General features: G+C 69.9%; 20 protein-coding genes. 7 read left to right on the top strand and 13 right to left on the bottom strand.

Annotated features, from left to right (window positions below; genetic code table 11):
* From ACFYWY_RS09195 to ACFYWY_RS09180, 4 genes are all read right to left on the bottom strand, one after another.
* Positions 1–393, bottom strand: coding sequence for a tyrosinase cofactor (locus ACFYWY_RS09195; RefSeq protein WP_389182067.1), 393 nt, complete (start codon positions 391–393; stop codon positions 1–3).
* A 326-nt stretch (positions 394–719) separates the two neighbouring features.
* Positions 720–1,466, bottom strand: a complete 747-nt coding sequence (locus ACFYWY_RS09190; protein WP_389182064.1) for a succinate dehydrogenase/fumarate reductase iron-sulfur subunit — start codon at positions 1,464–1,466, stop codon at positions 720–722.
* Positions 1,463–3,421: a fumarate reductase/succinate dehydrogenase flavoprotein subunit gene (locus ACFYWY_RS09185; RefSeq protein ID WP_389182061.1), complete on the bottom strand. Its 1,959-nt coding sequence runs from the start codon at positions 3,419–3,421 to the stop codon at positions 1,463–1,465. Before ACFYWY_RS09185 ends, ACFYWY_RS09190 begins: the two co-directional genes overlap by 4 nt.
* A gap of 1 nt (position 3,422) precedes the next feature.
* Entirely contained in the window at positions 3,423–4,127 is a 705-nt protein-coding gene (locus tag ACFYWY_RS09180) for a succinate dehydrogenase cytochrome b subunit (protein ID WP_389182059.1), read from the bottom strand.
* A gap of 84 nt (positions 4,128–4,211) precedes the next feature.
* Here ACFYWY_RS09180 and ACFYWY_RS09175 point away from each other — a divergent pair, with 84 nt between their 5' ends.
* A complete protein-coding gene (locus ACFYWY_RS09175; protein WP_389182056.1) occupies positions 4,212–5,126 on the top strand; it encodes a LysR family transcriptional regulator in 915 nt (304 codons plus the stop codon).
* Positions 5,127–5,223: 97 nt separating this feature from the next.
* On the opposite strand, the gene ACFYWY_RS09170 is transcribed toward ACFYWY_RS09175, so the two are convergent.
* The 4 genes from ACFYWY_RS09170 to pip all read right to left on the bottom strand — a co-directional run bounded on the left by ACFYWY_RS09170 (position 5,224) and on the right by pip (position 10,590).
* Positions 5,224–7,389, bottom strand: coding sequence for a putative bifunctional diguanylate cyclase/phosphodiesterase (locus ACFYWY_RS09170; protein WP_389182052.1), 2,166 nt, complete (start codon positions 7,387–7,389; stop codon positions 5,224–5,226).
* Entirely contained in the window at positions 7,389–8,201 is an 813-nt protein-coding gene (locus ACFYWY_RS09165) for an SAM-dependent methyltransferase (protein WP_389182049.1), read from the bottom strand. The genes ACFYWY_RS09170 and ACFYWY_RS09165 overlap by 1 nt, the downstream gene beginning before the upstream one ends.
* A gap of 210 nt (positions 8,202–8,411) precedes the next feature.
* The gene (locus ACFYWY_RS09160; protein WP_389182047.1) at positions 8,412–9,422 is read right to left on the bottom strand and encodes an SCO0930 family lipoprotein; all 1,011 of its coding nucleotides are present in this window, start codon (positions 9,420–9,422) and stop codon (positions 8,412–8,414) included.
* 202 nt (positions 9,423–9,624) lie between these two features.
* The gene (gene pip, locus ACFYWY_RS09155) at positions 9,625–10,590 is read right to left on the bottom strand and encodes a prolyl aminopeptidase (RefSeq protein WP_389182044.1); all 966 of its coding nucleotides are present in this window, start codon (positions 10,588–10,590) and stop codon (positions 9,625–9,627) included.
* Between the two features lie 277 nt (positions 10,591–10,867).
* Here pip and ACFYWY_RS09150 point away from each other — a divergent pair, with 277 nt between their 5' ends.
* Positions 10,868–11,392, top strand: a complete 525-nt coding sequence (locus tag ACFYWY_RS09150; RefSeq protein WP_389182041.1) for a hypothetical protein — start codon at positions 10,868–10,870, stop codon at positions 11,390–11,392.
* Between the two features lie 99 nt (positions 11,393–11,491).
* Here ACFYWY_RS09150 and ACFYWY_RS09145 read toward each other — a convergent pair whose 3' ends face one another.
* On the bottom strand, positions 11,492–12,661 hold the full coding sequence (locus ACFYWY_RS09145) for a hypothetical protein (protein ID WP_389182038.1): 1,170 nt from the start codon (positions 12,659–12,661) through the stop codon (positions 11,492–11,494).
* A gap of 310 nt (positions 12,662–12,971) precedes the next feature.
* Here ACFYWY_RS09145 and ACFYWY_RS09140 point away from each other — a divergent pair, with 310 nt between their 5' ends.
* A complete protein-coding gene (locus tag ACFYWY_RS09140) occupies positions 12,972–13,625 on the top strand; it encodes a class F sortase (protein WP_389182035.1) in 654 nt (217 codons plus the stop codon).
* A 54-nt stretch (positions 13,626–13,679) separates the two neighbouring features.
* Here the strand turns inward: ACFYWY_RS09140 and ACFYWY_RS09135 are convergent, their stop codons facing one another.
* Together ACFYWY_RS09135 and lysX are read right to left on the bottom strand one after the other, a co-directional pair.
* On the bottom strand, positions 13,680–14,510 hold the full coding sequence (locus ACFYWY_RS09135) for a polysaccharide deacetylase family protein (protein ID WP_389182032.1): 831 nt from the start codon (positions 14,508–14,510) through the stop codon (positions 13,680–13,682).
* Positions 14,511–14,609: 99 nt separating this feature from the next.
* Entirely contained in the window at positions 14,610–17,915 is a 3,306-nt protein-coding gene (gene lysX / locus ACFYWY_RS09130; RefSeq protein WP_389182029.1) for a bifunctional lysylphosphatidylglycerol synthetase/lysine--tRNA ligase LysX, read from the bottom strand.
* On the opposite strand from lysX, the gene ACFYWY_RS09125 reads away from it, so the two are divergent.
* The 4 genes from ACFYWY_RS09125 (at position 17,914) to ACFYWY_RS09110 (ending at position 20,332) form a co-directional block, all read left to right on the top strand.
* On the top strand, positions 17,914–18,450 hold the full coding sequence (locus tag ACFYWY_RS09125; protein ID WP_389182026.1) for a universal stress protein: 537 nt from the start codon (positions 17,914–17,916) through the stop codon (positions 18,448–18,450). The two genes, lysX and ACFYWY_RS09125, sit on opposite strands and share 2 nt — an antisense overlap.
* A gap of 148 nt (positions 18,451–18,598) precedes the next feature.
* Complete coding sequence (locus ACFYWY_RS09120; protein ID WP_389182023.1) at positions 18,599–18,784, top strand: hypothetical protein; 186 nt, start codon at positions 18,599–18,601, stop codon at positions 18,782–18,784.
* 176 nt (positions 18,785–18,960) lie between these two features.
* Entirely contained in the window at positions 18,961–19,524 is a 564-nt protein-coding gene (locus ACFYWY_RS09115; protein WP_389182020.1) for a sigma-70 family RNA polymerase sigma factor, read from the top strand.
* A 283-nt stretch (positions 19,525–19,807) separates the two neighbouring features.
* Positions 19,808–20,332 carry a hypothetical protein gene (locus ACFYWY_RS09110; RefSeq protein WP_389182017.1) on the top strand — a complete coding sequence of 175 codons (525 nt, stop codon included), beginning with the start codon at positions 19,808–19,810 and terminating at the stop codon, positions 20,330–20,332.
* A gap of 154 nt (positions 20,333–20,486) precedes the next feature.
* Here the strand turns inward: ACFYWY_RS09110 and ACFYWY_RS09105 are convergent, their stop codons facing one another.
* On the bottom strand, positions 20,487–21,707 hold the full coding sequence (locus ACFYWY_RS09105; RefSeq protein WP_389182014.1) for a sensor histidine kinase: 1,221 nt from the start codon (positions 21,705–21,707) through the stop codon (positions 20,487–20,489).
* Entirely contained in the window at positions 21,704–23,443 is a 1,740-nt protein-coding gene (locus tag ACFYWY_RS09100) for a cation acetate symporter (RefSeq protein ID WP_389182011.1), read from the bottom strand. Before ACFYWY_RS09100 ends, ACFYWY_RS09105 begins: the two co-directional genes overlap by 4 nt.
* Position 23,444 lies beyond the last annotated feature (1 nt).

Raw genomic sequence — 23,444 nt, 5'->3', positions numbered from 1 at the left:
TCAGGCGAGGACGAGGGGGACGAGGTCGGCGCCCTGGAGTTCCCGTACGGCGGCGCGGGCCACGGCGCGGGGGGTGGCGAACGTCTCGTAGTGGTTGACGACGCTGATCCAGGTGCCGTCGGCGTTCCGCATCACATGCAGTTCGTCGCCGTCTATCCGCACGCGGTATCCCCCGCCGTGGTGTCCGCCGCCGTGGTGTCCGCCGTTGTGCGAGGCCGCCGCACCCTGAATGCGGCGGCCCAGGAAGACCTCGTCGAACGCCGCCGGGTCGGAGGCCTTCGGGGCGGACGCATCGGCCCGCGAGGGGCCGGCGACGACGAGATCGGCTACCGCGAGTCCGGCGAGGGCGCTAGCGGCGGCGCCCAGGGCGCGTCGGCGGGTGAGTTCAGGCATGGCAATCCCCAGAGATGGCAGTGGTTCGGTGGGGCACGGGCGGAGGTCAGCCCGCCCGTGCCCTCGCCATGCCTACCGGCACACCTGAACGCCGGGGAAATCTCCGGGAATTGGTTGGCTGCTATGCGGACATGTCGCTATACACAGTGCAGAGTTGAACAAAGTTGATCTTATTGTCCGCACGCCCGGCGGCCGCTCCAGACGCAAATCCTGCGGCCGATGTAGCAGTTGTGTGAATACTTTGTTGCGTGGGCCCGGAAAAGGTGGTCGTCCTCACACCGCAAAGCTGTCCTGAATCTCGCGGCCCCCATGCCGCACGGAAGGCCTCAGCGGCGCACCTTCCGGGTGGCCCGCAGCCACTCCTTGTTCATGGCCGAGATGGACGGCAGCGGAATGCCCTTGGGACAGGCCGTCGCGCATGCGCCGGTCAGCGTGCAGCCACCGAAGCCCTCCTCGTCCATCGTCGCGACCATGTCGAGCACCCGCGTCTCGCGCTCGGGCGCGCCCTGCGGCAGCACATTGAGGTGGTTGACCTTCGCCGAGGTGAAGAGCATCGCTGAGCCGTTGGGGCAGGCCGCGACGCAGGCGCCGCAACCGATGCACTCGGCGTGCTCGAAGGCGAAGTCGGCGTCCGGCTTGGCCACGGGCGTCGCGTGCGCCTCGGGAGCGGCTCCGGTGGGGGCGGTGATGTAGCCGCCGGCCTGGATGATCCGGTCGAAGGCGCTGCGGTCGACCACCAGGTCCTTCACCACCGGGAAGGCGGAGGCGCGCCACGGCTCGACGTCGATGGTGTCGCCGTCCTTGAAGGACCGCATATGGAGCTGGCAGGTGGTGGTGCGCTCCGGGCCGTGGGCGTCGCCGTTGATGACCAGGCTGCACGCTCCGCAGATGCCCTCACGGCAGTCATGGTCGAAGGCGACGGGGTCCTCTCCGCGCAGGATGAGTTCCTCGTTGAGGGTGTCGAGCATCTCCAGGAACGACATGTCCTGGGAGATCCCGTCCACCTCGTAGGTGACCATGACACCGGGTGCGTCGGCGTTCTTCTGCCGCCAGACGCGCAGTTCGAGCTTCATGCGTAGCTCCGCTGGGTGGGGTGGACGTACTCGAAGACGAGGTCTTCCTTGTGCAGGACGGGCGCCGCGCCCGCTCCCGTGAACTCCCAGGCAGCGGCGTACGAGAACTCCTCGTCCTTCCGCGCGGCTTCGCCGTCCGGGGTCTGGGACTCCTCACGGAAGTGGCCGCCGCAGGACTCGGTGCGGTGCAGTGCGTCGAGGCACATCAGCTCGGCGAGCTCCAGATAGTCGACGATGCGGTTGGCCTTCTCCAGCGACTGGTTGAACTCTTGGCCGGTGCCCGGCACCTTGACGCGGCGCCAGAACTCCTGACGGATCTGCGGGATGCGGCCGAGCGCCTTGCGCATGCCCTCGTCCGTGCGCGCCATTCCGCAGAACTCCCACATGAGTTCCCCCAGTTCGCGGTGGAAGGAGTCGGGGGTGCGGTCACCGTCCACCGCGAGCAGCCGGCTCAGCCGGTCCTCGGTCTCGGCGAGCACCTGTGTCACCGCGGGGTGCGAGGCGTCGACACTCCGCGGGTTCGGGTTGCGGGCAAGATAGTCGCTGATCGTGGAGGGCAGTACGAAGTACCCGTCAGCCAGACCCTGCATCAGCGCGGACGCGCCCAGCCGGTTCGCGCCGTGGTCCGAGAAGTTGGCCTCGCCGATCGCGAAGAGACCCGGGACGGTGGTCTGGAGGTCGTAGTCGACCCACAGTCCGCCCATCGTGTAGTGCACGGCGGGGTAGATCCGCATCGGGACTTCGTACGGGTTCTCGGCGGTGATCCGCTCGTACATGTCGAAGAGGTTGCCGTACTTCTCCTCGACCTTCTCCCGACCCATCCGCCGGATCGCGTCGGCGAAGTCCAGATAGACACCCTGCCCGCCGGGGCCGACGCCGCGGCCCTCGTCGCAGACGTTCTTCGCGGCCCGCGATGCGATGTCGCGCGGGACGAGGTTCCCGAAGGACGGGTAGATCCGCTCCAGGTAGTAGTCGCGCTCGTCCTCGGGGATCTCATTGGGTGGCCGCTTCTCGCCACGCGCCTTCGGCACCCAGATACGGCCGTCATTGCGCAGCGATTCGCTCATCAGGGTCAGCTTGGACTGGTGGTCGCCGGTGCGCGGGATGCAGGTGGGGTGGATCTGGGTGAAGCAGGGGTTGGCGAAGTACGCGCCGCGCCGGTGGGCGCGCCAGATGGCTGTGGCGTTGGAGTTCATGGCGTTCGTCGACAGATAGAAGACGTTGCCGTAACCGCCGGATGCCAGCACCACGGCGTCCGCGACGTGGCTGGAGATCTCCCCGGTGACCAGATCGCGGGCGACGATGCCGCGCGCCCGCCCGTCGACGACGATCAGATCGAGCATCTCGGTGCGGGCGTGCAGGGTCACAGAGCCGGCCGCGATCTGCTTCGACAGCGCCTGGTAGGCCCCGAGCAGGAGCTGCTGTCCCGTCTGGCCGCGGGCGTAGAAGGTACGGGAGACCTGGACGCCGCCGAAGGAGCGGGTGTCGAGCAGGCCGCCGTACTCGCGGGCGAAGGGCACGCCCTGCGCCACGCACTGGTCGATGATCTCCACCGAGATCTGGGCGAGCCGGTGGACGTTCGACTCGCGGGCGCGGAAGTCGCCGCCCTTGACCGTGTCGTAGAAGAGGCGGTGGATCGAGTCGCCGTCGTTGCGGTAGTTCTTCGCGGCGTTGATCCCGCCCTGGGCGGCGATGGAGTGAGCGCGGCGCGGCGAGTCCTGGTAGCAGAACTGCTCGACGTGGTAGCCCTGTTCGGCGAGTGTCGCGCCGGCCGCGCCGCCCGCGAGACCGGTGCCGACAACGATGACGGTGTGCTTGCGGCGGTTGGCCGGGTTGACCAGCCTGGCCTCGAAGCGCCGGCGGTCCCAGCGCTCGGCGACGGGCCCTTCGGGGGCCTTGGTGTCGGCGATCGGCGCGCCGGTCCCGTAAGCCGTGTAGTCGGTGCAGTCGTTCATGTCAGCTCACCACTCCGGTCATGACGGCGACGGGCACGGAGACGAAGCCCGCGGTCAGCACCACCGCGAGGATGTCGGCGAGCGACTTGAGCGCGCGGTCGCGGGCGGCGTTGCCGACGCCGAGGGTCTGGGCGGCGCTGAAGAATCCGTGCCGGACGTGCAGACCGACGGCGAGCATCGCGACGATGTAGATGACGTTGCCGTACCAGGTGGAGAAGGTCGCGACGACGTTCTCGTACGGATGGCCGGGCTGGGCGTTCTCGTTGACGGTGAGCGTTGTCAGGTCGAGCAGATGCCAGACGATGAACAGCGCGACGATGATGCCGCCCCATCGCATGGTGCGGGTGGCGTAGCTCGCGCGCCGCCGCTTGTGCGCGTACGGAGTCGGCCGGGCCTTCAGGTCACGGCGGCTGAGCTGGTACGCCGAGACCGCGTGGGCCACAACGGCCGCGAGCAGCACCACGCGGACGATCCAGAGCGCCCACTCGTAGTGCAGGACGGGCTCGCCCATGGTGCGCAGCCAGTGGCCGTAGGCGTTGAACTCCTCCGGGCCGAAGAAGACCTTGAGGTTGCCCATCACATGCGCGACCAGATAGCCGAGCATGATCAGCCCGCTCACGGCCATGACCGCCTTCTTGCCGACCGTCGATCCCCAGAAGGTGCGCGTGGGGGGCGGTTTTCGATCCGTCCGTGTTGCCAGAGCCATACGAGGAACGCTAGGTCCGATGGGCTCCAGAGGTCCAAGACATGATCCGGCTCATCTCCATAGGCATGCCCTATCGTAAATCTTATGCAGTTCCAGCAGCTCCTCTACTTCGTGGCGGTGGCCGAGACCCGGCACTTCACGCATGCCGCCGAGCGTGTTCATGTCTCCCAGCCGTCGCTCTCCCAACAGGTCCGGGCGCTGGAGAAGGAGCTCGGGGCCGAGCTGTTCAGCCGGGCCCGCGGCAATATCGCGCTCACGGACGCGGGCGAGGCGCTGCTGCCGCTGGCCCGGCGCATCCTCGCCGACGCCGACACCGCCCGGCACGAGGTGCAGGAGCTGGTCCAGCTGCGCCGTGGCCGGGTCAGGCTCGGCGCGACGCCCAGTCTCTGCACCGGCCTGCTCCCGGATGTGCTGCGCGCCTTCCACGATCTGCATCCGGGCGTCCAGCTGCTCATCGAGGAGAGCGGTTCGCACGATCTTGTACGGGAGCTGGCGCGCGGCTCCCTCGACCTGGCCCTGATCGTGCTGCCGCTGCCGCCCGCATCGCCGGCGTTGACGACCGTGGAGCTGCTGCGGGAGGACCTGGTCGTGGTGTCTCCCCCGGAGCTTCGCCTGGGAGGTGCCCCCACGGCTGCCGCGCCGCGCCGGCCGGTGCGGATCGCCGACCTGCGCGACCAGCCGCTGGTGATGTTCCGGCACGGCTACGACCTGCGCGAGCTGACGGTCGCCGCGTGCCGCGCGGAGGGTTTCGAGCCGAGCTTCACCGTGGAGGGCGGCGAGATGGACGCGGTGCTCGGTTTCGTACGGGCGGGGCTCGGCGTCGCGGTGGTGCCGAGCATGGTGGCCGAGCGGGCGGGCCGCGATCTCCAGGTCACGCCGCTGGCCAGGCCGGGGCTGCAGCGTACGATCGCGCTCGCCCACCGCAGCGACGTGGCACCGCCGCGCGCCGCGCGTGAACTGCAGCGGGTGCTGCTGAACACGCGGGCCGCCGTGCTCTAGCTCCGGGGCTCCGCCCCGGGCCCCGCGCCTCGAACGCCGGCGAGGCTGAATTTTTCGGGGTCCGGGGCGAAGAGCCCCGACTACCGGACGGCCCCGGTCACACCGCGTCGGCCAGCGACAGGGCGTGCAGTTTGTCCGGCGGGCCAGGCCGGGCGTAGTACCAGCCCTGCGCGGTGTCGCAGCCGAGCTCCCGCAGCTGTTCCGCCTGGACGCCCGTCTCCACGCCCTCGACCGTGACCGCCAGCTGAAGGCTGTGCGCCAGCGAGACGATCCCTTCGACGATCTTGAGGTCGACGGGGTCGGCCGGGTGGCGCTGCATTCCCTGGGTGAAGGACCGGTCCAGCTTGAGCACGCTGACCGGCAGCCGGCGCAGATTGGCAAGGTTGGAGTAGCCCGTGCCGAAGTCGTCCAGCGCTATGTCCACGCCCATCTCGGCGAGTTGCCGCAGCGGCTTGAGCAGATCCTCGTCGGCGCCGATCAGGGCGGACTCGGTGACCTCCAGGCAGAGCGCGCCCGGTTCGAGGCCGGAGCGCTCCAGGACGTCGACCGTGTCGGTGACCAGACCCGGGTGGTGCAGCTGGGCGGGTGAGAGGTTCACGTTGATCCGCAGCGGGCCGCCGTCGGAGTGCCGCTCCTGCCAGTACCTGGCCTGGCGTACGGCCTCCTGGAGCACCCAGCGGCCCAGCGGCACGATCAGCCCGGTGTGCTCGGCGAGCGGTATGAACTGGTCCGGCCCGAGCACGCCGTGCTGCGGGTGGCACCAGCGCACCAGTGCCTCCGCGCCGTGCACGCTCCCGTCGCCCAGGTGCACCAGCGGCTGGTACTCGATGAAGAACTCACCGCGCTCCAGCGCCGCGGGCAGCGCCGTGGTCAGACCGTGCCGGGTGATGGCCCGGGCGTCCGCCTCGGGGTCGGCGAGCTCGAAGCGGTTGCCGCCCGCGGACTTGGCCCGGTACATGGTGATGTCGGCGCTGCGCAGCACCTCGGCCGTGGTGCGCTCGCCGGCCGGACCCTCGACGATGCCGATGCTCCCGCGGACGCTGAATTCCCGGCCGTCGACGCAGATGGGCGATCCGAGCACGGTGAGGATACGGGTGGCCAGTTCGTCGACTTCGCGCTGGGTGTCGGGGCCGGTCGTCAGCGCCACGAACTCGTCGCCGCCGAGGCGGGCGACCATCTCGCCCGGCGCGGTGGCGCAGCTCTGCAGCCGGTCCGCGACCTCCACCAGGAGCCGGTCCCCCGCCGCATGTCCCAGGCTGTCGTTGATCGCCTTGAACCCGTCGAGGTCGAGGTAGCACAGGCCGAAGCGGGCGCCGTCGCCGGCGGAGAGCGCCTTCTCCAACCGTTCGAAGAACAGCGTGCGGTTGGGCAGTCCGGTCAGCGCGTCGTGCGTGGCCTCGTAGCGCAGCCGCAGATTGAGCAGCCGGCGCTCGGTGGTGTCCTCCATCAGCGCCAGCTGGTACTCCGGCAGACCCTCGGCGTCTCGCAGCAGAGAGACCGTCAGATTGGTCCAGAGCACGGTGCCGTCGTTGCGGTAGAACGGCTTCTCCACCCGGAAGTGTTCGCGCTCGCCGCGCACCAGTTCCCGGTACAACTCCCAGACATGCGGCCGGTCTTCGGGATGCGCCCAGTCGGTCACCTTCCTGCCGCGCACATGGTGCTCGAGCCCGCCGAACATCCGCGTCAAGGTGTCGTTGACCTCGAGCACATTGCCCTCGAGGTCGGCGATCCCGATTCCGATCGCGGCCCCCTCGAACACCGCGCTGAAACGAGCCTCGGTGGCGTGCAGCGCCTGCATCGCGTCGCTGCGGGCCAGCAACGAGGAGCGGGCGATGGCCTCCTGCTCGGCCAGTGTGCGCTCACGCAGCCCCTGGGCGAAGCCGGCGGCCAGCGCGTGCTGCAGCTTGGCGCAGCGGGCCCGGCTCTCCTCGGCAGTCTGCTCGGGAGCACCGCTGCCGCAGTACAGCACCAGGTACGCGTCGATGACGCCGAGCGTGCGGCTGAGCGCCTCGGGGTCCGTGCAGTGTGCCTCGACGAGGGCGGATCCGACCCGCTGCGCGACCTGTGGGTCGAAGGGGCGGGCGTGCAGGGAGAGGCTCAACTCCCGGGCCAGCGGCAGCAGATGCTCTTCGACCTCGGGCCGGGTCAGCGACGTGGCCGTCACCGGGAAGATGGCCCGGCTCCAGATCGTCGCGAATCTGCGGAGTCTGTCCTCCAGGCCGTCCGGGTCCACCGCGGAACCCGCCGCCTGCGACGGCGCCATCACGCCTTGCGCCCCACCCCGGCGAAGCCAGCGAAGGCATATGGGTCCTCCTGCTCGGCGGGGGTGTGGGGCCGCCAGAGCGGCATGGACACCAGGCCGGGCTCGACCATCTCGTACCCCTCGAAGAACCGCGCGATCTCCCCGCGCGAGCGCATGACCAGCGGGTTGCGTATGTTCTGGTAGACGTCGACGGCGCCGCTCGCCTGTTCCTCGGGCACCGGGATTCCTTCGTACGAGGCGTGGGTGACGATGATGAGACTGCCGGGCGCGAGCGCGTCGCGCAGCTGGGCGACGGCGCTCTGCGGGTCGTCCTCGTTCTCGAGGAAATGCAGTACGGCGACGAGGAGCAGTGCCACCGGCCGCTCCAGGTCGAGCAGTTCGGTGGTCTCGGGGCTGTCGAGTATCTGCTGCGGCTTGCGAAGGTCGGCGGAGACGACGACGGCCTGCTCGTTGCCGTCCAGCACGGCTCGGCTGTGCGAGACGGCGACCGGGTCGTGGTCGACGTACACGACCCGCGATTCGGCGCTGGCCTTCTGTGCCACTTCATGAACATTGCCGAAGGTCGGAATGCCGGAGCCGATGTCGAGGAACTGCGTAACGCCCTCGCTCACCGCGTAATTCACCGCTCGGCGCATGAACGCCCGGTTCGCCTGCATGATCTTGGGGAGGCCCGGCATGAACTCCATGGCCCTGCGGGCGGCTTCCCGGTCGACTTCGAAATTGTGCGAGCCGCCCAGGTAGTAGTCATAAATGCGGGACACGCTCGGCACCGATATGTCGATGCCCTGCGGGGCCCAGGCGGGACGCTCCATCGATGTCTCCAACAAGTCGCCACGGGGGAGTTCGGCCATGTCCATGGCCAGTGTTCGAGCCGAGGCTACTGATCGCCCGCCAAGAGAGCGAGCCCAAACGGAAATTAGCGGTCCGTTCTTGGTCACACGCCGACGTTACACAGCAGCCGGCCCGCCATCACGCGGGGGGCGTGAGACGGGCCGGCCCGGGCCGGGCGCGCGGCGTGGGGACTACTTGGGCGCTCCGACCAGCTTGCCCTGGGGAGATACCGCGTACCAGGTGCCGCCAACGCCCTGACCGTTGGTGTCACCGGCCTTGGCGTCGCCCGAGAAGGTGTAGATCGGCCAGCAGTCGATGGTCTGCTGCTTGATTCCGTCGGGACGGCTGAAGGTGACAAAGCCCTTCTTGAGGATTCCCTCGGCGTCGTTCTTGTCCACGGGGTCGACAACCGGCCACTTCTTGAGGCAATCGCCGGTGCAGGCCGTCTTCATGGGCCAGGCCGAGTCCTTCTTGAACCGGTAGACCGTCATTCCGTTCTTGTCGACGACGATCTCGCCGAGCTTGGGGTCCTTGCGGACCGAGAGTCCGGCCAGGTCGGCGCCGCCGCCCGCTTCCTCACCGGCTCCAGCACCGTCGCCGTAGTCCCCGCCGGAGCCGGCACCGGCACCGGCACCGGCACCCGCGCCACCGCCGGCCTTCTTGCCGTCGGGGGCGGCGGCGAACCAAGTGCCGCCCACGCCCTGGCCCTTGGCGTCGCCGGGCTTGGCGTCCTTGGCATAGCGGTACATCGGCCAGCCGTCGATAGTGAGCTGCTTGGAGCCGTCGGCCCTGGTCACCTCGCCGATCAGTGAGGCATCGGTGCCCGGGGCGGCGGAGGCGCCGCCGGCGGCCACGACGGGCCATGTCTTCGCGCACTCGCCTTCGCAATTGGACTTCGGCGGGCTGGCGGTGTCCTTGTCGAAGCGGTAAAGCGTGAAGCCGGCGCTGTCGGTCACGACCTTGCCGAGCTCCTTGCTGTCCCAGACGGCCAGTTGGCCGGCGGGCTTGGCGGCCGCCTGGTCGGCGGCGCCGGCGCCGTAGTCCGAGCCATAGCCGCCGTCCGCGGGCTGCTGCGCCGGGTTGGCCGCGCCTACCGCCTGACCATTGGGGTTCTCAGTGCCTTTGTCCTGACCGCACGCCGTCGTCAGCGCGAGTACGGCCGCTGCAGTCACCGCGAGCGAGGCGTTCCGCCAGGTGTTCATGTCCACTCCCGTAGTCCATCGAGCTTGCCTCGGCGCCCAGGTGCGCCGCTCATGGCCCTAGGTACGGACAGCGGGGCGCGATGTGTTCAACGCGTGCGAAAAAATCTTCCTCAGTCGCAGTCGCGAATCGTCGAAATCCCCTTCCACCAGGGGAATTCATCCCAAGACGGAATGGCTTGATTCAACCGAACCATTGGCTCCGTCAGTCACTCGGACAACTGAACCGGTCGAGTGCTCCGCGTACCTGTGCTCGCATCGAGGCGCTGCCCTTGTGCCCCGAGTCGTCGACCACGACGAGTTCGGCGTCGGGCCATGCGCGAGTCAGTTCCCAGGCAGTGTCGAGCGGGCTGCTCAGATCCAGTCGGCCGTGGAAGAGGACGCCGGGAATTCCCTTGAGCCGACCGGCGTCGCGCAGCAGGGCACCCTCTTCCAACCAGGCGCCGTGCGCGAAGTAATGAGAGGCGATCCGTACGAGCGCCAGTCGCGCTGCCGAGGGTCGGCCGCTGTAGGGACTCGGCCCGCCCTGGGGTTCCAGGGACAGTACGGCGTCCTCCCAGCGGCACCATTCGGCGGCGGCCCGCTCCCGTACGCGAGCGTCGGGGTCCGCCATCAGGCGCGCGTAGGCGGCTACGAGATCTCCCTCGCGGTCCCCCTCGGGAACACCGGACCTGAAGCGCTCGTGCTGCTCGGGGAAGAACCGTCCGACCCCGCCGTAGAGCCAGTCGATCTCCGACCGCCGGGTAGTGGTGACCCCATTGACGACGATCTGGGACACCCGCCGCGGATGCCGCTCGGCGTACGCGAGGAGCAGCGTCGAACCCCAGGATCCGCCGAAGAGCAGCCAGCGCTCGATGCCGAGGTGCTCACGCAGCCGTTCCATGTCGGCGAGGAGATGGCCGGTGGTGTTGTGGGTCAGGTCCGCCGCGGGATCGGCGGCGTGCGGCGTACTGCGGCCGCAGCCGCGCTGGTCGAAGAGGACGACGCGGTAGCGGTCCGGGTCGAAGTAGCTACGGACACCCGTGGAGCACCCGGAGCCCGGACCGCCGTGGACGACGAGGGCAGGCTTGCCGTCAGGGTTGCCGCAGACCTCCCAGTGGACCAGATGGCCGTCGCCGGCATCGAGCATCCCCTGTTCGTACGGCTCGATCGGCGGATACAGCTCGGACATCCTTGCGCTCCTTGCCTGCACGGACGGCTTCCGTCCCCAGTGCACCCGGTCGGTCGTACGCTCGCCGGCACGCAGCCGCGGCTTCACCCGGCAGCGGAAAACGACATCGTGACACGCCCCGGCGATGGGCCGCACGGGGGACATGGATAACCCATTCGCGCGACAGCGATCGCGGGGAGTAACAGCCCCTCTTAGCGTTTCGGTCATCGAGGTGCATTCTCTGCCTTTTGTGGAAATCCGTTCCGCAGCTGCTCCTCGGAGACCCGGAGGAATGTCCATGCGTGCGATACGTGTCGCATCCGCCGCTCTGCTGGGAGTGGCCTCATTCACGCTGACCGCCCCCACCGCGGCCGCAGCCGACAACCAGGTGACGTCACCCGTCTTCAGCGTCAGCCCTTCGACCGTCGCGCCGGGCGGGCGCGTCACTCTGTCCGCCAGCGGATGCAACACCACGGCCACCGCCGCTTCCGGGGTCTTCGACACCGTCACCATCCGACCGGGCTCCTCCACCACGGCCGTCGTCGACACGGACGCCAGAGTCGGCGCGCAGTACTCGGTCCAGTTCAACTGCCCCGGGCAGGGGACCGGATCGTTCAACCTCACGATCGCGGGCGGAAGGTCCACTCCGACCATTGGCAGCACCGCCACCGCCACCGCGCCCGGGCCCGCCAGGGGCGGGCTCGGCGGCAGCATCGGCGGGCTCAACGGCGGGCAGCTCGTGGCCGGCACCGCACTGGTCGTGGTCGCGGCCACCGCCACCATCTTCGTCGTCCGCAGGCGGGCGGAGGGCCGCCGGCACTGAGAGCTTTGCCCGTACCCCTCTTGATACGCCCGTCGCCCCGAGTCCTGGACCTGGACTCGGGGCGACGGGCGTATCAACCTGACCGGGACGTTCAGCCGCTCAGGCGTCAGTGCCGACCATACGGCGGCGACGGACAATGAAGAGACTGCCGCCGACGGCCGCGCTGAGCACCAGCCCGGCGCCGATCGCCATCTCGGTGGAGCTGGGGCCGACGGAGCCGCCGAGACCGCCGAGCGCGCCCCTGCCTGCGAGCACGGTGAACTGTTGGGTCGCCACCGCCACGCTGTCACCACACCTGACCGCCAGGTTGTACAGACCCGGTGCCGCGTCGTTGTGGATCCGCGCGATGGCTGTGCGGTTCGCGGAGAGGTTGGTCTGCGGGAAGGCGTTGGACGTGACCGTGCCGCCGCGGGTGCAGCCCTGGACCGTGAGCGTCAGGGAGCCGCCCTGGTGTACGGATTGCGGGTTGAGGACGACGCGGACGGCGCTGTTGCCCCCCAGGACGCCTGCCAGGCCGCCCAGGCCGTTGTTGTCGCGACCGTTGCCGCCCTGGCCGTTGTTGTCACGGCCGTTCCCGCCCTGGCCGTTGTTGTCACGGCCGTTCCCGCCCTGGCCGTTGTTGTCACGGCCGTTGTTGTCGCCACCGTTGCCACCCTGGCCGTTGTTGTCACGGCCGTTGTTGTCGCCACCGTTCCCGCCCTGGCCGTTGTTGTCGCGACCGTTGTCTCCCTGGCCGTTCCCCCCTTGACCGTTGTTGTCGCGACCGTTCCCCCCTTGACCGTTGTCGCCCTGACCGTTGCCGCCCTGACCGTTCCCGTTCCCGTTCCCGTTCTCACCCCGGCCGTTGTCGCCCTGACCGTTCCCTCCTTGACCGTTGTCTCCGCGACCGTTGTCCCCCTGGCCGTTGCCGCCCTGGCCGTTCCCGTTCTCACCCCGGCCGTTGTCGCCCTGGCCGTTCCCACCCCGGCCGTTATCTCCCCGGCCGTTCCCCCCTTGACCGTTATCTCCGCGACCGTTATCTCCCTGACCGTTGCCGCCCCGACCATTGTCTCTGTGACCGTTGTCTCCCTGAACGTTCCCACCCAGGTCGTTCCTCCCTAGACCATCCCCTCCCTGACCGATCACCCCTAGGTTTTGACCGATATCCCCTACACCGACGTCTGCACCGACGTCTGGACCGACGTCACCGCCCGCCGCGGCAAGCGGGGCAGTGAGCGCGACGGCCGCGATGGCGGCCGCGGCCACTGCGAGAGAGCGTGTCGAACGCATCGTAGAACCTCCTGTGGAAGACGCCCCAAAGCGGGCGCTCCGGGAAAATCGACGAGTACGTCTTCCATGACGAACACTCACTGGGGCGGACAAACGCCGCATTTCGACACTGGTCCACCCCAGTGAGGCGACACGCCGACGACGCGCCGGAGGATCTGATGGAGCTGCAGGTCACAGACCGTCAGAAATTTTTATACGGCTCATTGCTCGGATGGGGCATCGCCCATGCTCACCACCCGTTCGCCTCTCCCCCCTCGCCGCGTGGACAGAGCGCGCTTAGCGTGCTTACAGAGGCCACGAAGGGAGAACCATGGGCCTGCACCACGGCGACTCGGAGAAGAAGAGGCGCTCACCCTGGGGCGTGCTGGCCCTCGCCTTGCTCAGCGGAATCGCGATGATAAGGAATGGCGCGGACGTCTCCCTGGGACCGCCCCAGCCGGCCGCGGCCGCCTCGCTGGCCGGCCGTGCCCAGGGCGAGACGTTCATCCCACTCGCCCTCGAGCCGCTCGCGTACGCCCCGGTGGAACGGGTGCGGATTCCGGCGATCAACGTGGACGCTCCGGTCATGAACGTAGGCCTGGACCCGGAGGGCTGGATCGCAGCGCCGCCCGCGCACGACCCCAATATGGCGGGCTGGTACCAGAACGGCATCGCCCCGGGCCAGCGGGGCACGGCGGTCGTCGTAGGCCATGTGGACAACCTGTCAGGGCCCGCCGTCTTCTACGGCCTCGGCTCCGTCCAGAAGGGCCAGCACATCGAGGTGAGCCGCTTCGACGGCAAGACCGTGGTCTTCGAGGTGTACGGCGTCGAGGTGTTCGCCAAGGACAACTTCCCCGGCTCCCAGGTGTACGGCGACACAGGGCAGGCGGAGCTGCGGGTGATCACCTGTGGCGGCGGCTACTCCGAGGCGCACGGCTACGACGGGAACGTCGTCGTGTTCGCGCGGATGGTCAGGATCCACTGACCCCGGCCTTTGCGGGCAAGCCGCCGCGTGGCGGTCGAGCAGCCGCCGCGCGGTTCAGCGGCGCGGAACCGTGATGCGGTACCCGGCGTCGAGCAACTCGGGCAGATAGCTGCGCAGCGCGGCGACGCTCTGCGAGCGGTCGCCGCCCGCGTCGTGCGACAGGACGACGACGCCGGGTCCCGCGCCGTCCAGCACGCGGCGGACGATCGTCTTCGTGCCGGGCTCGGTCCAGTCCAGGGTGTCGACGGTCCATGCCAGCGGCTCCATTCCGAGCTTCGCGCCGATCTCGAAGGAGTGCTTGTTCCAGGCTCCGAACGGAGCCCGGTACCAGAGCGGCGGGGTGCCCAGCGTCTCTTCGATCACTTCGCTGGTACGGCCCAGCTCCTCGCGGATCCTGGACGGCGGCAGCTTCGGGATCAGCGGGTGCGACCAGGTGTGGTTGCCGACGACATGCCCGTCGTCGGCCATCTCACGGAGCAGATCGCGGTGGTCCGAGGCCATCTCGCCGCAGACGAAGAACATCGCGGGCACCTCGTACTTGCGCAGCGTCCTCAGGATGCCCGGCGTGTAGCGGGGGTCGGGGCCGTCGTCGAAGGTGAGCACCATGGTGCGACCGACCGCCGACATCTTCAGGAATGGCCGCTGGCGCACGGGTGGCATCGCCCGCCGGAATCTCGGCGGAGAGTACGCCGTCATGGGCTGCAGCCGGTAGGCCGATGCGTTGACCGGCCGGCGCGCGACCGCCCGGGGACCCGCTGCCGGGCGCGTGACCGGGGTCCTGGACCCTCGCTCGGTGAAGAGCAGCCCGGCGGTGGCGGCTGCGCCGAGGCAGGCGGCGATGCGCAGCACCGACCGACGCCCCGGGAGCATCTGATCCGTTTTCATGACCAACTGCTCGCACGGTCGGCGCCCCGGGCACCTCATCAACACCGGTGACGCAGGCGAAAGCACCCGATAGGAGCAGCGGAACCCCGATTCGGACCGTCAGCCGCGGCGCACCAGCGGGAAGGGCAGCGTCTCGCGGATGGTCAGTCCGGTGAGGAACATGACGAGCCGGTCGACTCCGATGCCGAGACCGCCGGTCGGCGGCATGGCGTACTCCAGCGCGTCCAGGAAGTCCTCGTCGATCTCCATGGCCTCGGGGTCGCCGCCGGCGGCGAGCAGCGACTGGGCGGTGAGCCTGCGCCGCTGCTCCACGGGGTCGGTCAACTCCGAGTAGGCGGTGCCCAGTTCCGTACCGAAAGCCACCAGGTCCCAGCGTTCGGCGAGCCGTGGGTCGCGGCGGTGCTGACGGGTGAGCGGGGAGACATCGGTCGGGAAGTCCTTGTAGAAGGTGGGCATCTTGGTCCGCTCCTCGACGAGGCGCTCGTACATTTCGAGCACCACATCCCCGCGGGTGTCGTCCGGGATGTGCGGGACGCCGGCCCGGTCGCAGAGCCGGCGCAGCACCGCCTCGTCGGTGTCGGCGTCGATCTCCTCGCCGAGCGCCTCGGACACCGCTTCGTACAGCGTCTTGACCGGCCAGGGGCCGGAGATGTCGTGGGCGACGAGCCTGCCGTCCGGGCCTGCCTTGTGCGCGATCGGGGCGCCGAAGGCAGCGGTGGCCGCGCCCTGGATCAGCTCGCGGGTCAGATCGAGCATCACGTCGTAGTCGGCGAAGGCCTGATAGGCCTCCAGCATCGTGAACTCGGGGTTGTGCTTGTAGGAGACTCCTTCGTTGCGGAAGGTGCGGCCCATCTCGAAGACCTTCTCCAGACCGCCCACGCACAGCCGCTTCAGATACAGCTCGGGCGCGATGCGCAGATACAGGTCGAGGTCGTAGGCGTTGATGTGAGTGGTGAAGGGGCGGGCGTTGGCGCCGCCGTGGATCTGCTGGAGCATCGGCGTCTCGACCTCGAGATAGCCGCGGTCCAGCAGGCCCTGGCGCAGCGCCTGGACGGCGGTGGATCGGTTGCGTACGACATCGCGCGCCTCGGGGCTCGCCACCAGGTCGAGATAGCGGCGGCGGACCCGGGCCTCGGGGTCGGCCAGTCCGTGCCGCTTGTCGGGCAGCGGGCGCAGGCATTTGCCGGTCAGCTGCCACTCGGTGACGAAGACGGAGAGCTCGCCCTTGTCGCTGGCGCCGATCTCGCCGCCGACGGTGATGTGGTCGCCGAGGTCGACGACGGAGGTGAAGTCCTTCAGGACGCCCTCCCCGCAGTCCTCGCGGGTGAGGGCGAGCTGGAGGTCGCCGGACCAGTCGCGCAGTACGGCGAAGACGACGCCGCCGAGGTCGCGTACGGCCATCACGCGCCCGGCTACGGTGGCCTTGCGGCCGGTGCGGGTGCCGGGTTCGGGCGCGGGGGTCACGGCCCGGATCTCGGCGAGAGTGTCGGTGCGCTGGGCGATGCCGACGGGATAGGGGTCAGTGCCGTTGGCGCGCAGCCGCTCCAGCTTGCGGTGGCGGATCCGCACCTGCTCGGGCAGCCGCTGCTCGCCCGCCGCGGCGGGCGAGTCCGGACCCACCAGGCCGAGCGAGTCGATGGACGGCAGCCCCTCGGTGGTGACGGGGGTGACCATTCCCCTCGGCCGTCCCTTGCCCCTCCCCCAGAGCTTGCGCAGGCTCGGTACGGAGACGAAGCCCTCGGCGATCCCGGAGGCCAGGCCCACGCGCGCGAGGGAGCCGGCATCGCCGTAGCAGAGGAAGCGCGGGTACCACTCGGGCTGGTACTTGACGTTGGACCGGTAAAGGGCTTCCAGCTGCCACCACTTGGAGAAGAAGAGGAGCAGCTTGCGCCAGATCCGCAGGACGGGGCCCGCGCCGATGCGGGCGCCCTCCTCGAAGGCGGAGCGGAAGACGGCGAAGTTGAGGGAGATCCGGCGGATGCCGACTCGGCGCACGTGGGCACAGAGCTCGGCGACCATGAACTCCATGACGCCGTTGGGCGCGGTGCGGTCACGGCGCATCAGGTCGAGCGAGATGCCGTCCCTGCCCCATGGCACGAAGGAGAGCAGGGCCACCAGATTGCCGCCCCCGTCGAGGGCCTCGACGAGCAGGCAGTCGCCGTCGGCCGGGTCGCCGAGGCGGTCGAGCGCCATGGAGAAGCCGCGTTCGGTCTCGGTGTCCCGCCAGGCGTCGGCCTTGTCGACGGTGCGCTGCATCTCCTCGTCACTCAGGGCGGAGTGACGGCGGATCCGGGTGGTGGCGCCGGTTCGCTGCACACGGTTCACGGCCTGCCGGGTGACCCGCATGTCGCGGCCGTTCAGGTCGAAGCGGCCGACGTTCAAGATCGCCTCGTCGCCGAGCTGGATCGCCCCGAGCCCGGAGCGGGCGAAGACCTTGGCGCCTTCCTCGGACGCGCCCATCACGGCGGGGGCCCAGGCGTAGCGTCTGGCGACGTCCAGCCAGGCCTCGATGGCGGGGGTCCACGCCCCCCTGTCGCCGACCGGATCGCCGCTGGCGAGGCAGACGCCTGCCTCGACGCGGTAGGTGACGGCGCCCTTGCCGTTGGGTGAGAAGACGACGGCCTTGTCGCGGCGGGTGGCGAAGTAGCCGAGCGAGTCCTGGGAGCCGTAGGCGCCGAGCAGGGCACGGATACGGGACTCCTCGTCGCCGTGCAGGGCGGCTTCCATGCGCTGCGAGCGAAACAGCGTCGCGGCCGCGCTGAGCAGGGCGATCGCGCCGAAGAGGCCGAGCAGGAAGAAGAGCGGTCGCGGCGGTAGGCCGTCGAATTCGTTGCTGGAGACCAGTCCGCCGAGCACCCGGTTGGCGGCCCACAGCAGCCGCTGGCCCCGGGGCAGCCCGCCCGGGAACAACTCGACAAGACCCCAGCCGACGAGGATTCCGGCGGCGAGCCCGAGAACCAGGACGAGGAGCGCGCGCCGCAGGGCCCCTCGCCGGGTCTCGGCGTAGAACTCCCCGCGGGCCATGACGAGCACCGCCAGGGCGATCGCGCACAGCACCAGACTGGGGATCCAGACCCAGTCCCTGTCGAAGATCAGTACCAGGACGTCGGTGATCAGCAGCAGGGCCAGATAGCCGACGACCAGCCACCAGGCGGCCTTCTTGCGGGCGCCGACGGCCGCGGCGAGCAGCAGCAGGAACGCGGCGTAGGCGAGGTTCGCGCTGACGGGGACAGTGACCCGGTCCAGGAAGAGGGCGACCGGGCGCAGCACATGCCGCAGCGGAGGGATCAGTGCGAGGACGACGCAGAACACGCCGAGTGCGCCGAAGAACATCGCGAATGCGCCCGGCACCCTGCTCAGCAAGCTGCCACGGGCGGGAGTCGGCTCCAGCACGGTGACACTCATGATCTGCACTCTAAAGAGGCCACCAGCGGGCCGCCTGTCGGGAGCGACTAGCCTCGTTGGTGTGACAGAGCAGCAGCCTCGGCAGCAACCGCAGCAGTTCGAACGCGGCACCGACGGCCCGAAGGTCATCGTGGTCGGCCTGGACGGTTCCGATTCCTCGCTGCGGGCGGCGGCGTACGCGGGCGGTCTCGCACGTCGGCAGAACGCCCTGCTCGCCATCGTGTACGTCCAGCCGGTGATGCCGGCGGGCGCGGCGTTCGGCGTCCCGGTCGGGGACGCGACCGGGGAGATCGCCGAGGAGCTGGTGGCCGAGATCCGGTCCGCCGCCGAGCGGGTCAAGGGGATCTGGGACGTCCGCTGGGAGTTCCACACCGTCCGCGGTGACCCGTACAGCGGACTGGTCACCGCGGCCGACGAGCTGAAGGCGGACGCTGTGGTGGTCGGGGCTTCGGAGTCGGCGGGGCACCGGATCGTCGGGTCGGTGGCGGTCCGTCTGGTGAAAGCCGGGCGCTGGCCGGTGACCGTCGTTCCGTAGCCGGTCGCCCCTGTGGGTGGGGCGCTGGCGGCTCATGGTGAGGCCGTCCTTGGCGGCCCCGCGGCCGAGGACCGCCTTGCGGATCGCCGCCTGGGCCTCGCGGTAGTCGTCCCGGTCGGCGGCGCGGCGCAGCGCGTCCGGCAGGCTGATGACGCGACTGGCTCTGGCGTCCATCCACTGCGGCACGAACTCCGCCTTCGTCACCGGCCAGCGCTCACCCGCCTCGGCAGGCGGTGAGAAGGTGAAACAGCCGAGGGAGCCCTGGTTGCCGCAGGGGTCGCTGCCACCGGAACGGCTGACCGCCGAACCGGCGATCTCGTCGCCCATGCCGTAGACGGTCCGCGCTGAGACGGAGCTGCCCGTTCCGATTGCTCCGGCTGACCGCTCACCGCACCATTCGTCGCTCCGTGCGACCGCTCGCCGAAGACAACCGTGCGTCATCTGTCCCTCCGCGCCCGGATGCGTTCGTATACGCCACGTGGAGCGATTCTGCACGAAGGGGTGTTGACAATGGCGACCGCGACCGCTTCAGCGACAACCGACGAGCGCGCCATGGTGGAGCTGCAGCGTGAACACGGCCCCGCTCTGTTCAGCTTTCTGCTCGGTCTGACCTATGGGGACCAGCAGCGCGCCGAGGATCTGCTGCAGGAGACGCTCGTACGGGCCTGGCAGCACCCCGAGGCGTTCGAAGGCCCTTACGAGTCGATGCGGCCCTGGCTCTTCACGGTCGGCCGCCGCCTCGCGATCGACGCCCGCCGATCCCGGCTGGCCCGTCCCACCGAGATCGGCGACGGGGTTCTGGCCACCACGCCGGACCCGGCGGACGTCACAGAGGCGGCCGTCGCCGCGCTCGACGTCCGGGCCGCCGTGGAGTCACTGACCCCCGAGCACCGCGCGGTGCTGGTGCAGATCTACTTCCACGGGCTGAGCGTCAACGAGGCCGCAGAAACGCTCGGGATACCGGCGGGGACGGTCAAGTCGCGTTCGTACTACGCACTGCGTGCGCTCGCCCGCTGCCTGCCTGGCTACGCGCGACCGCGCGCGAGGGCGGGCGCGGGCGCGGGCCGTCGCTGACGCCGCGCACCGGTCCGCCGCGCCGCTCGTCGCGCCCCTTCGACCGTTGGTCGCCGCTGCCGCGCCGGATCCGACAGCCGAGCCCGGGCAGTCACGCGCGCCCCGGATGTCCCGCCGGTTTCCCCGTCCCCCTCGGGTCACGGCCAAAGGGCGACCGTATGCGAAACCTCACGCTCAAGTTGAGTAAAGACGGGCTCCCAGCCGTGTCTCTCGGTGGAGGCTCTTCGTCGGGGCCGGCGCACGAAGCCGCCCAACGAAGTCGTCCGGGAGGAAGGTGGGAAGCGTGCGGCCCGAGAGTTCGAACGGCACCAGCGGAGGCGGGCTGGCAGTACCCATGGCGTGGCTCTGCGCCGAGTACATCGCCGACGAGATGCTGCGCACGGGCGCTCTCGTCGAGGGCGGCTCGCTCGAGTACCGGGCGGGCCGGGAGACGCTGGCGCTGACCATCTATCTGTGTGACAGCGCGGAAGAGCTCGCGGGCGTCCGGGTGGTCTCCCGCATCGACGAGTGGCTGTCTCTGACCTCCTACGGCCATCCCTGGCGTGAGTGGGTGGAGGAGCGGCTGGCCGCCCGGCGGCAGCGGGAGAGCGAACTGGGCGACGGCGCCGACCCGGATCTGGCCCTCGCGCTGGGCGCCTGGAGCTGGCTGCGGCAGACCGAGCTGCTCGCCGCCGATCTCGGCGAGGGCGGCGATCCGTGGCACTCGCCGAACCCGATGGACGCAGCCGTGGACGAGTACGCGCAGATATGGACACCGGCCTGGCAGTTGGGACTTCCGCTGAGCCATCTGGCCATCCATCTCTTCTGAAGAACGCGAGGGATGGCCGCCGGGAAAGCCTGGGCGGCGCGGAGCTGCCTCGCCCCGCGGCTGAGCTGCCGCACGGCGCGGGTGGCCCCCGGCCCGGCCAGCCGCAGATGCACCTCGGTCACCCGCAGATGCACCTCGGTCAGAGGAAGCCCGCTCACTCCGCGGACCGGCGGCCCGCCGAGGAGTGCACGCCCGCACGGTACTTGGGGATCCGGATCGTGATCTTCATGCCCGCGCCGACGCCAGTTTCGATGACGAGCCCGTGATCGTCCCCGTACACCTGGCGCAGCCGTTCGTCGACGTTGGACAGGCCGATGCCCGACGACGTCGTCCGCTCCCCCGCGAGGATCCCGCGCAGCACGTCCGGGTCCATGCCCACGCCGTCGTCCTCGATGGTCACCATCGCCTCTGCGCCGGCGTCCCGCGCCGCGATCGTGACGCGGCATTCGCTCTTCGAGTCCTCCAGACCGTGTTTGACGGCATTCTCGACGAGCGGCTGCAGACACAGGAACGGCAGCGTCACCGGTAGCACTTCCGGCGCGACCTGGAGGGTCACCTTGAGCCGGTCGCCGAAGCGGGCCCCGGCCAGCGCCAGGTACTGCTCGATGGAGCGCAGCTCGTCGGCGAGGTTGGTGAACTCTCCGTGCCTGCGAAAGGAGTAGCGGGTGAAGTCGGCGAATTCCAGGAGCAGTTCACGGGCGCGCTCGGGGTCGGTGCGGACGAAGGAAGCGATCGCGGCCAGCGAGTTGAAGATGAAGTGGGGCGATATCTGGGCGCGCAGCGCACGGATCTCCGCCTCGATGAGCCGGGTGCGGGACCGGTCGAGCTCGGCCAGTTCCAGCTGGACGGAGACCCAGCGGGCCACCTCGGTGGCGGCCCGCACCAGAACGGCCGACTCCCGCGAGCCGTAGGCGACGAGCGCGCCGAGCACGCCCTCCTCGCCGGTCAGCGGGGCGATCACGGCCCAGCGCAGCGGGCACTCCAGGTCCTCGCACTCGGTATGCACACTCTGACTGCGCCCGGAGTCCAGCATTTCGGCGACGCGCACCATCACGCGCTGCTCGTGGTGGTCGGCACCGGGACCGTCCCAGGCGAGGACGGATTCGCGGTCGGTGAGGCAGAGCGCCTCTGTGCCGAGCAGCGAGCGCAGCCGCCGGGCGGCCTTGCGTGCGGTGTCCTCGGTGAGGCCGGCCCGCAGTGGGGGCGCGGCGAGCGATGCGGTGTGCAGGGTGAGGAAGGTGGCCCGTTCGACGGGCGTGCCCAGGTCGAGGTCGGACTTGACGACGCGCCGTGCCGTCAGCCTGCCGAGCGCGATTCCGGCCGTGAGCAGTACCGCTCCGGCGGCTACGAGTGCGGCCATTCCCATCCCGGTCATCGTTCCGCTCCTTCGGGCTGCGGCCTGCCAGCGAGATCTTCCGGCAGGTGCAGCCGCGCGAGGATGGCGGTGGCGCCGGGAGGTATATGGCTCGGCGTGGCCAGCGAGACCAGCACCATGGTCAGGAAGCCGACGGGCACCGACCACACCGCGGGCCAGGCCATCAGGGTGTGCGCCCAACCCTCGGGCGCGAGGCCCGCGCGGGTGGCCATCACCGCGGTGAGCGCCGCCCCGCCGCCGACGACGAGCCCGGCGGCGGCGCCCGGCGGCGTGAGTCTTCGCCACCAGATGCCGAGCACCAGCAGCGGGCAGAAGGAGGACGCGGAGACGGCGAAGGCCAGCCCCACCGCGTCGGCGACGGGCACATTGGTGGCCACGACGCTGACGGCGAGCGGCACCGCCATGGCGAGGAGGGTCGCGAGGCGGAAGTACCGTACGCCGCGCGCGGGCAGCACATCCTGCGTGATGACGCCGGCGACGGACATGGTCAGTCCGGACGCGGTGGACAAGAACGCGGCGAACGCACCGCCCGCCAGCAGCGCCCCCAGCAGGTCCCCCGCTATTCCGCCGACCATCCGCTCCGGCAGCACGAGCACGGCCGCGTCCGCGTCCCCGGTAAGGGAGAGTTCGGGCGCGTAGATCCGCCCGAGCGCGCCGTAGACGGGCGGCAGCAGATAGAACGCGCCGATCAGCCCCAGGACGACGAGGGTGGTGCGCCGCGCGGCACGTCCGTTGGGGCTGGTGTAGAAGCGGACCGCGACATGCGGAAGCCCCATCGTGCCGAGGAAGGTGGCGAGGATCAGTCCGTACGTCGCGTACAGGTGATAGCCGTCCCGGCCGCCGGAGAGCGGCTGCGACCAGCTTGCCGGATCGGTGCCCGACGAGGCCGAGGCCCGTTGGGGCACTTCGGCGCCCTTCGGGAAGCCCAGAGTCGTCCCGGCCTCGATGCGGTGGGTGCCCTTGTCGAGAGTGACCTTCCGGTCCTCGTACCGTGTGTCGTCGACGTCGCCGGTGACGGTGAGGGTCAGCGGCCCGTCGAGATCGACGCGGACGGTGTCGTCGATGCGCACGGCCGTGTGCTCGCGGAAGAGCGCGGGTGCGTCGAAGCGTGCCCGGGGCGTGTCGTCACCGGCCCAGGCCGCGACGAGGAAGAGCGCGGGCACCAGCAGGGCGGTGAGCTTGAGCCAGTACTGGAAGGCCTGTACGAAGGTGATGCTGCGCATGCCGCCCGCCGCGACGGCCCCGGTGACGACAACGGCGACGACAAGGCCGCCCACCCAGTCGGGTGCACCGGTGAGGATCTCCAGAGTGAGGCCCGCGCCCTGTAGCTGGGGCAGCAGATAGAGCCAGCCGATGCCGACGACGAAGAGGCTGGCGAGCCTGCGCACGGCGGCGGACTCCAGCCGGGCCTCGGCGAAGTCGGAGAGGGTGTACGCCCCCGAGCGGCGCAGCGGGGCGGCGACCAGCACCAGCAGGACGAGATAGCCGGCGGTGTAACCGACCGGGTACCAGAGCATGTCCGGGCCCTGCAGGAGGACCAGCCCCGCTATGCCGAGGAAGGAGGCGGCCGAGAGGTACTCGCCGCTGATGGCTGCGGCGTTGAGGCCGGGTTTCACGCTGCGGGAGGCGACATAGAAGTCGGAGGTGGTGCGGGATATGCGCAGACCGAGGGCGCCGATGAGGACGGTGGCGAGCACCACGACGGTGACGGCCGTCACCGCGTAGGTCTGGTTCACG

The organism is Streptomyces sp. NPDC002870 (genome assembly GCF_042888505.1).
In the GTDB taxonomy this organism is placed as follows: Bacteria; Actinomycetota; Actinomycetes; order Streptomycetales; family Streptomycetaceae; genus Streptomyces.
This window is presented reverse-complemented; position numbering and strand designations above follow the sequence as displayed.

Coding starts and splice junctions, on each gene's coding strand:
- ACFYWY_RS09175 (WP_389182056.1), top strand. CDS start 4,212: ATGCAGTTCCAGCAGCTCCTCTACTTCGTGGCGGTGGCCGAGACCCGG.
- pip (WP_389182044.1), bottom strand. CDS start 10,590: ATGTCCGAGCTGTATCCGCCGATCGAGCCGTACGAACAGGGGATGCTC.
- ACFYWY_RS09160 (WP_389182047.1), bottom strand. CDS start 9,422: ATGAACACCTGGCGGAACGCCTCGCTCGCGGTGACTGCAGCGGCCGTA.
- ACFYWY_RS09140 (WP_389182035.1), top strand. CDS start 12,972: ATGGGCCTGCACCACGGCGACTCGGAGAAGAAGAGGCGCTCACCCTGG.
- ACFYWY_RS09190 (WP_389182064.1), bottom strand. CDS start 1,466: ATGAAGCTCGAACTGCGCGTCTGGCGGCAGAAGAACGCCGACGCACCC.
- ACFYWY_RS09150 (WP_389182041.1), top strand. CDS start 10,868: ATGCGTGCGATACGTGTCGCATCCGCCGCTCTGCTGGGAGTGGCCTCA.
- ACFYWY_RS09170 (WP_389182052.1), bottom strand. CDS start 7,389: ATGGCGCCGTCGCAGGCGGCGGGTTCCGCGGTGGACCCGGACGGCCTG.
- ACFYWY_RS09145 (WP_389182038.1), bottom strand. CDS start 12,661: ATGCGTTCGACACGCTCTCTCGCAGTGGCCGCGGCCGCCATCGCGGCC.
- lysX (WP_389182029.1), bottom strand. CDS start 17,915: ATGAGTGTCACCGTGCTGGAGCCGACTCCCGCCCGTGGCAGCTTGCTG.
- ACFYWY_RS09165 (WP_389182049.1), bottom strand. CDS start 8,201: ATGGAGCGTCCCGCCTGGGCCCCGCAGGGCATCGACATATCGGTGCCG.
- ACFYWY_RS09195 (WP_389182067.1), bottom strand. CDS start 393: ATGCCTGAACTCACCCGCCGACGCGCCCTGGGCGCCGCCGCTAGCGCC.
- ACFYWY_RS09105 (WP_389182014.1), bottom strand. CDS start 21,707: ATGACCGGGATGGGAATGGCCGCACTCGTAGCCGCCGGAGCGGTACTG.
- ACFYWY_RS09135 (WP_389182032.1), bottom strand. CDS start 14,510: ATGAAAACGGATCAGATGCTCCCGGGGCGTCGGTCGGTGCTGCGCATC.
- ACFYWY_RS09125 (WP_389182026.1), top strand. CDS start 17,914: ATGATCTGCACTCTAAAGAGGCCACCAGCGGGCCGCCTGTCGGGAGCG.
- ACFYWY_RS09180 (WP_389182059.1), bottom strand. CDS start 4,127: ATGGCTCTGGCAACACGGACGGATCGAAAACCGCCCCCCACGCGCACC.
- ACFYWY_RS09115 (WP_389182020.1), top strand. CDS start 18,961: ATGGCGACCGCGACCGCTTCAGCGACAACCGACGAGCGCGCCATGGTG.
- ACFYWY_RS09120 (WP_389182023.1), top strand. CDS start 18,599: ATGACGCGACTGGCTCTGGCGTCCATCCACTGCGGCACGAACTCCGCC.
- ACFYWY_RS09185 (WP_389182061.1), bottom strand. CDS start 3,421: ATGAACGACTGCACCGACTACACGGCTTACGGGACCGGCGCGCCGATC.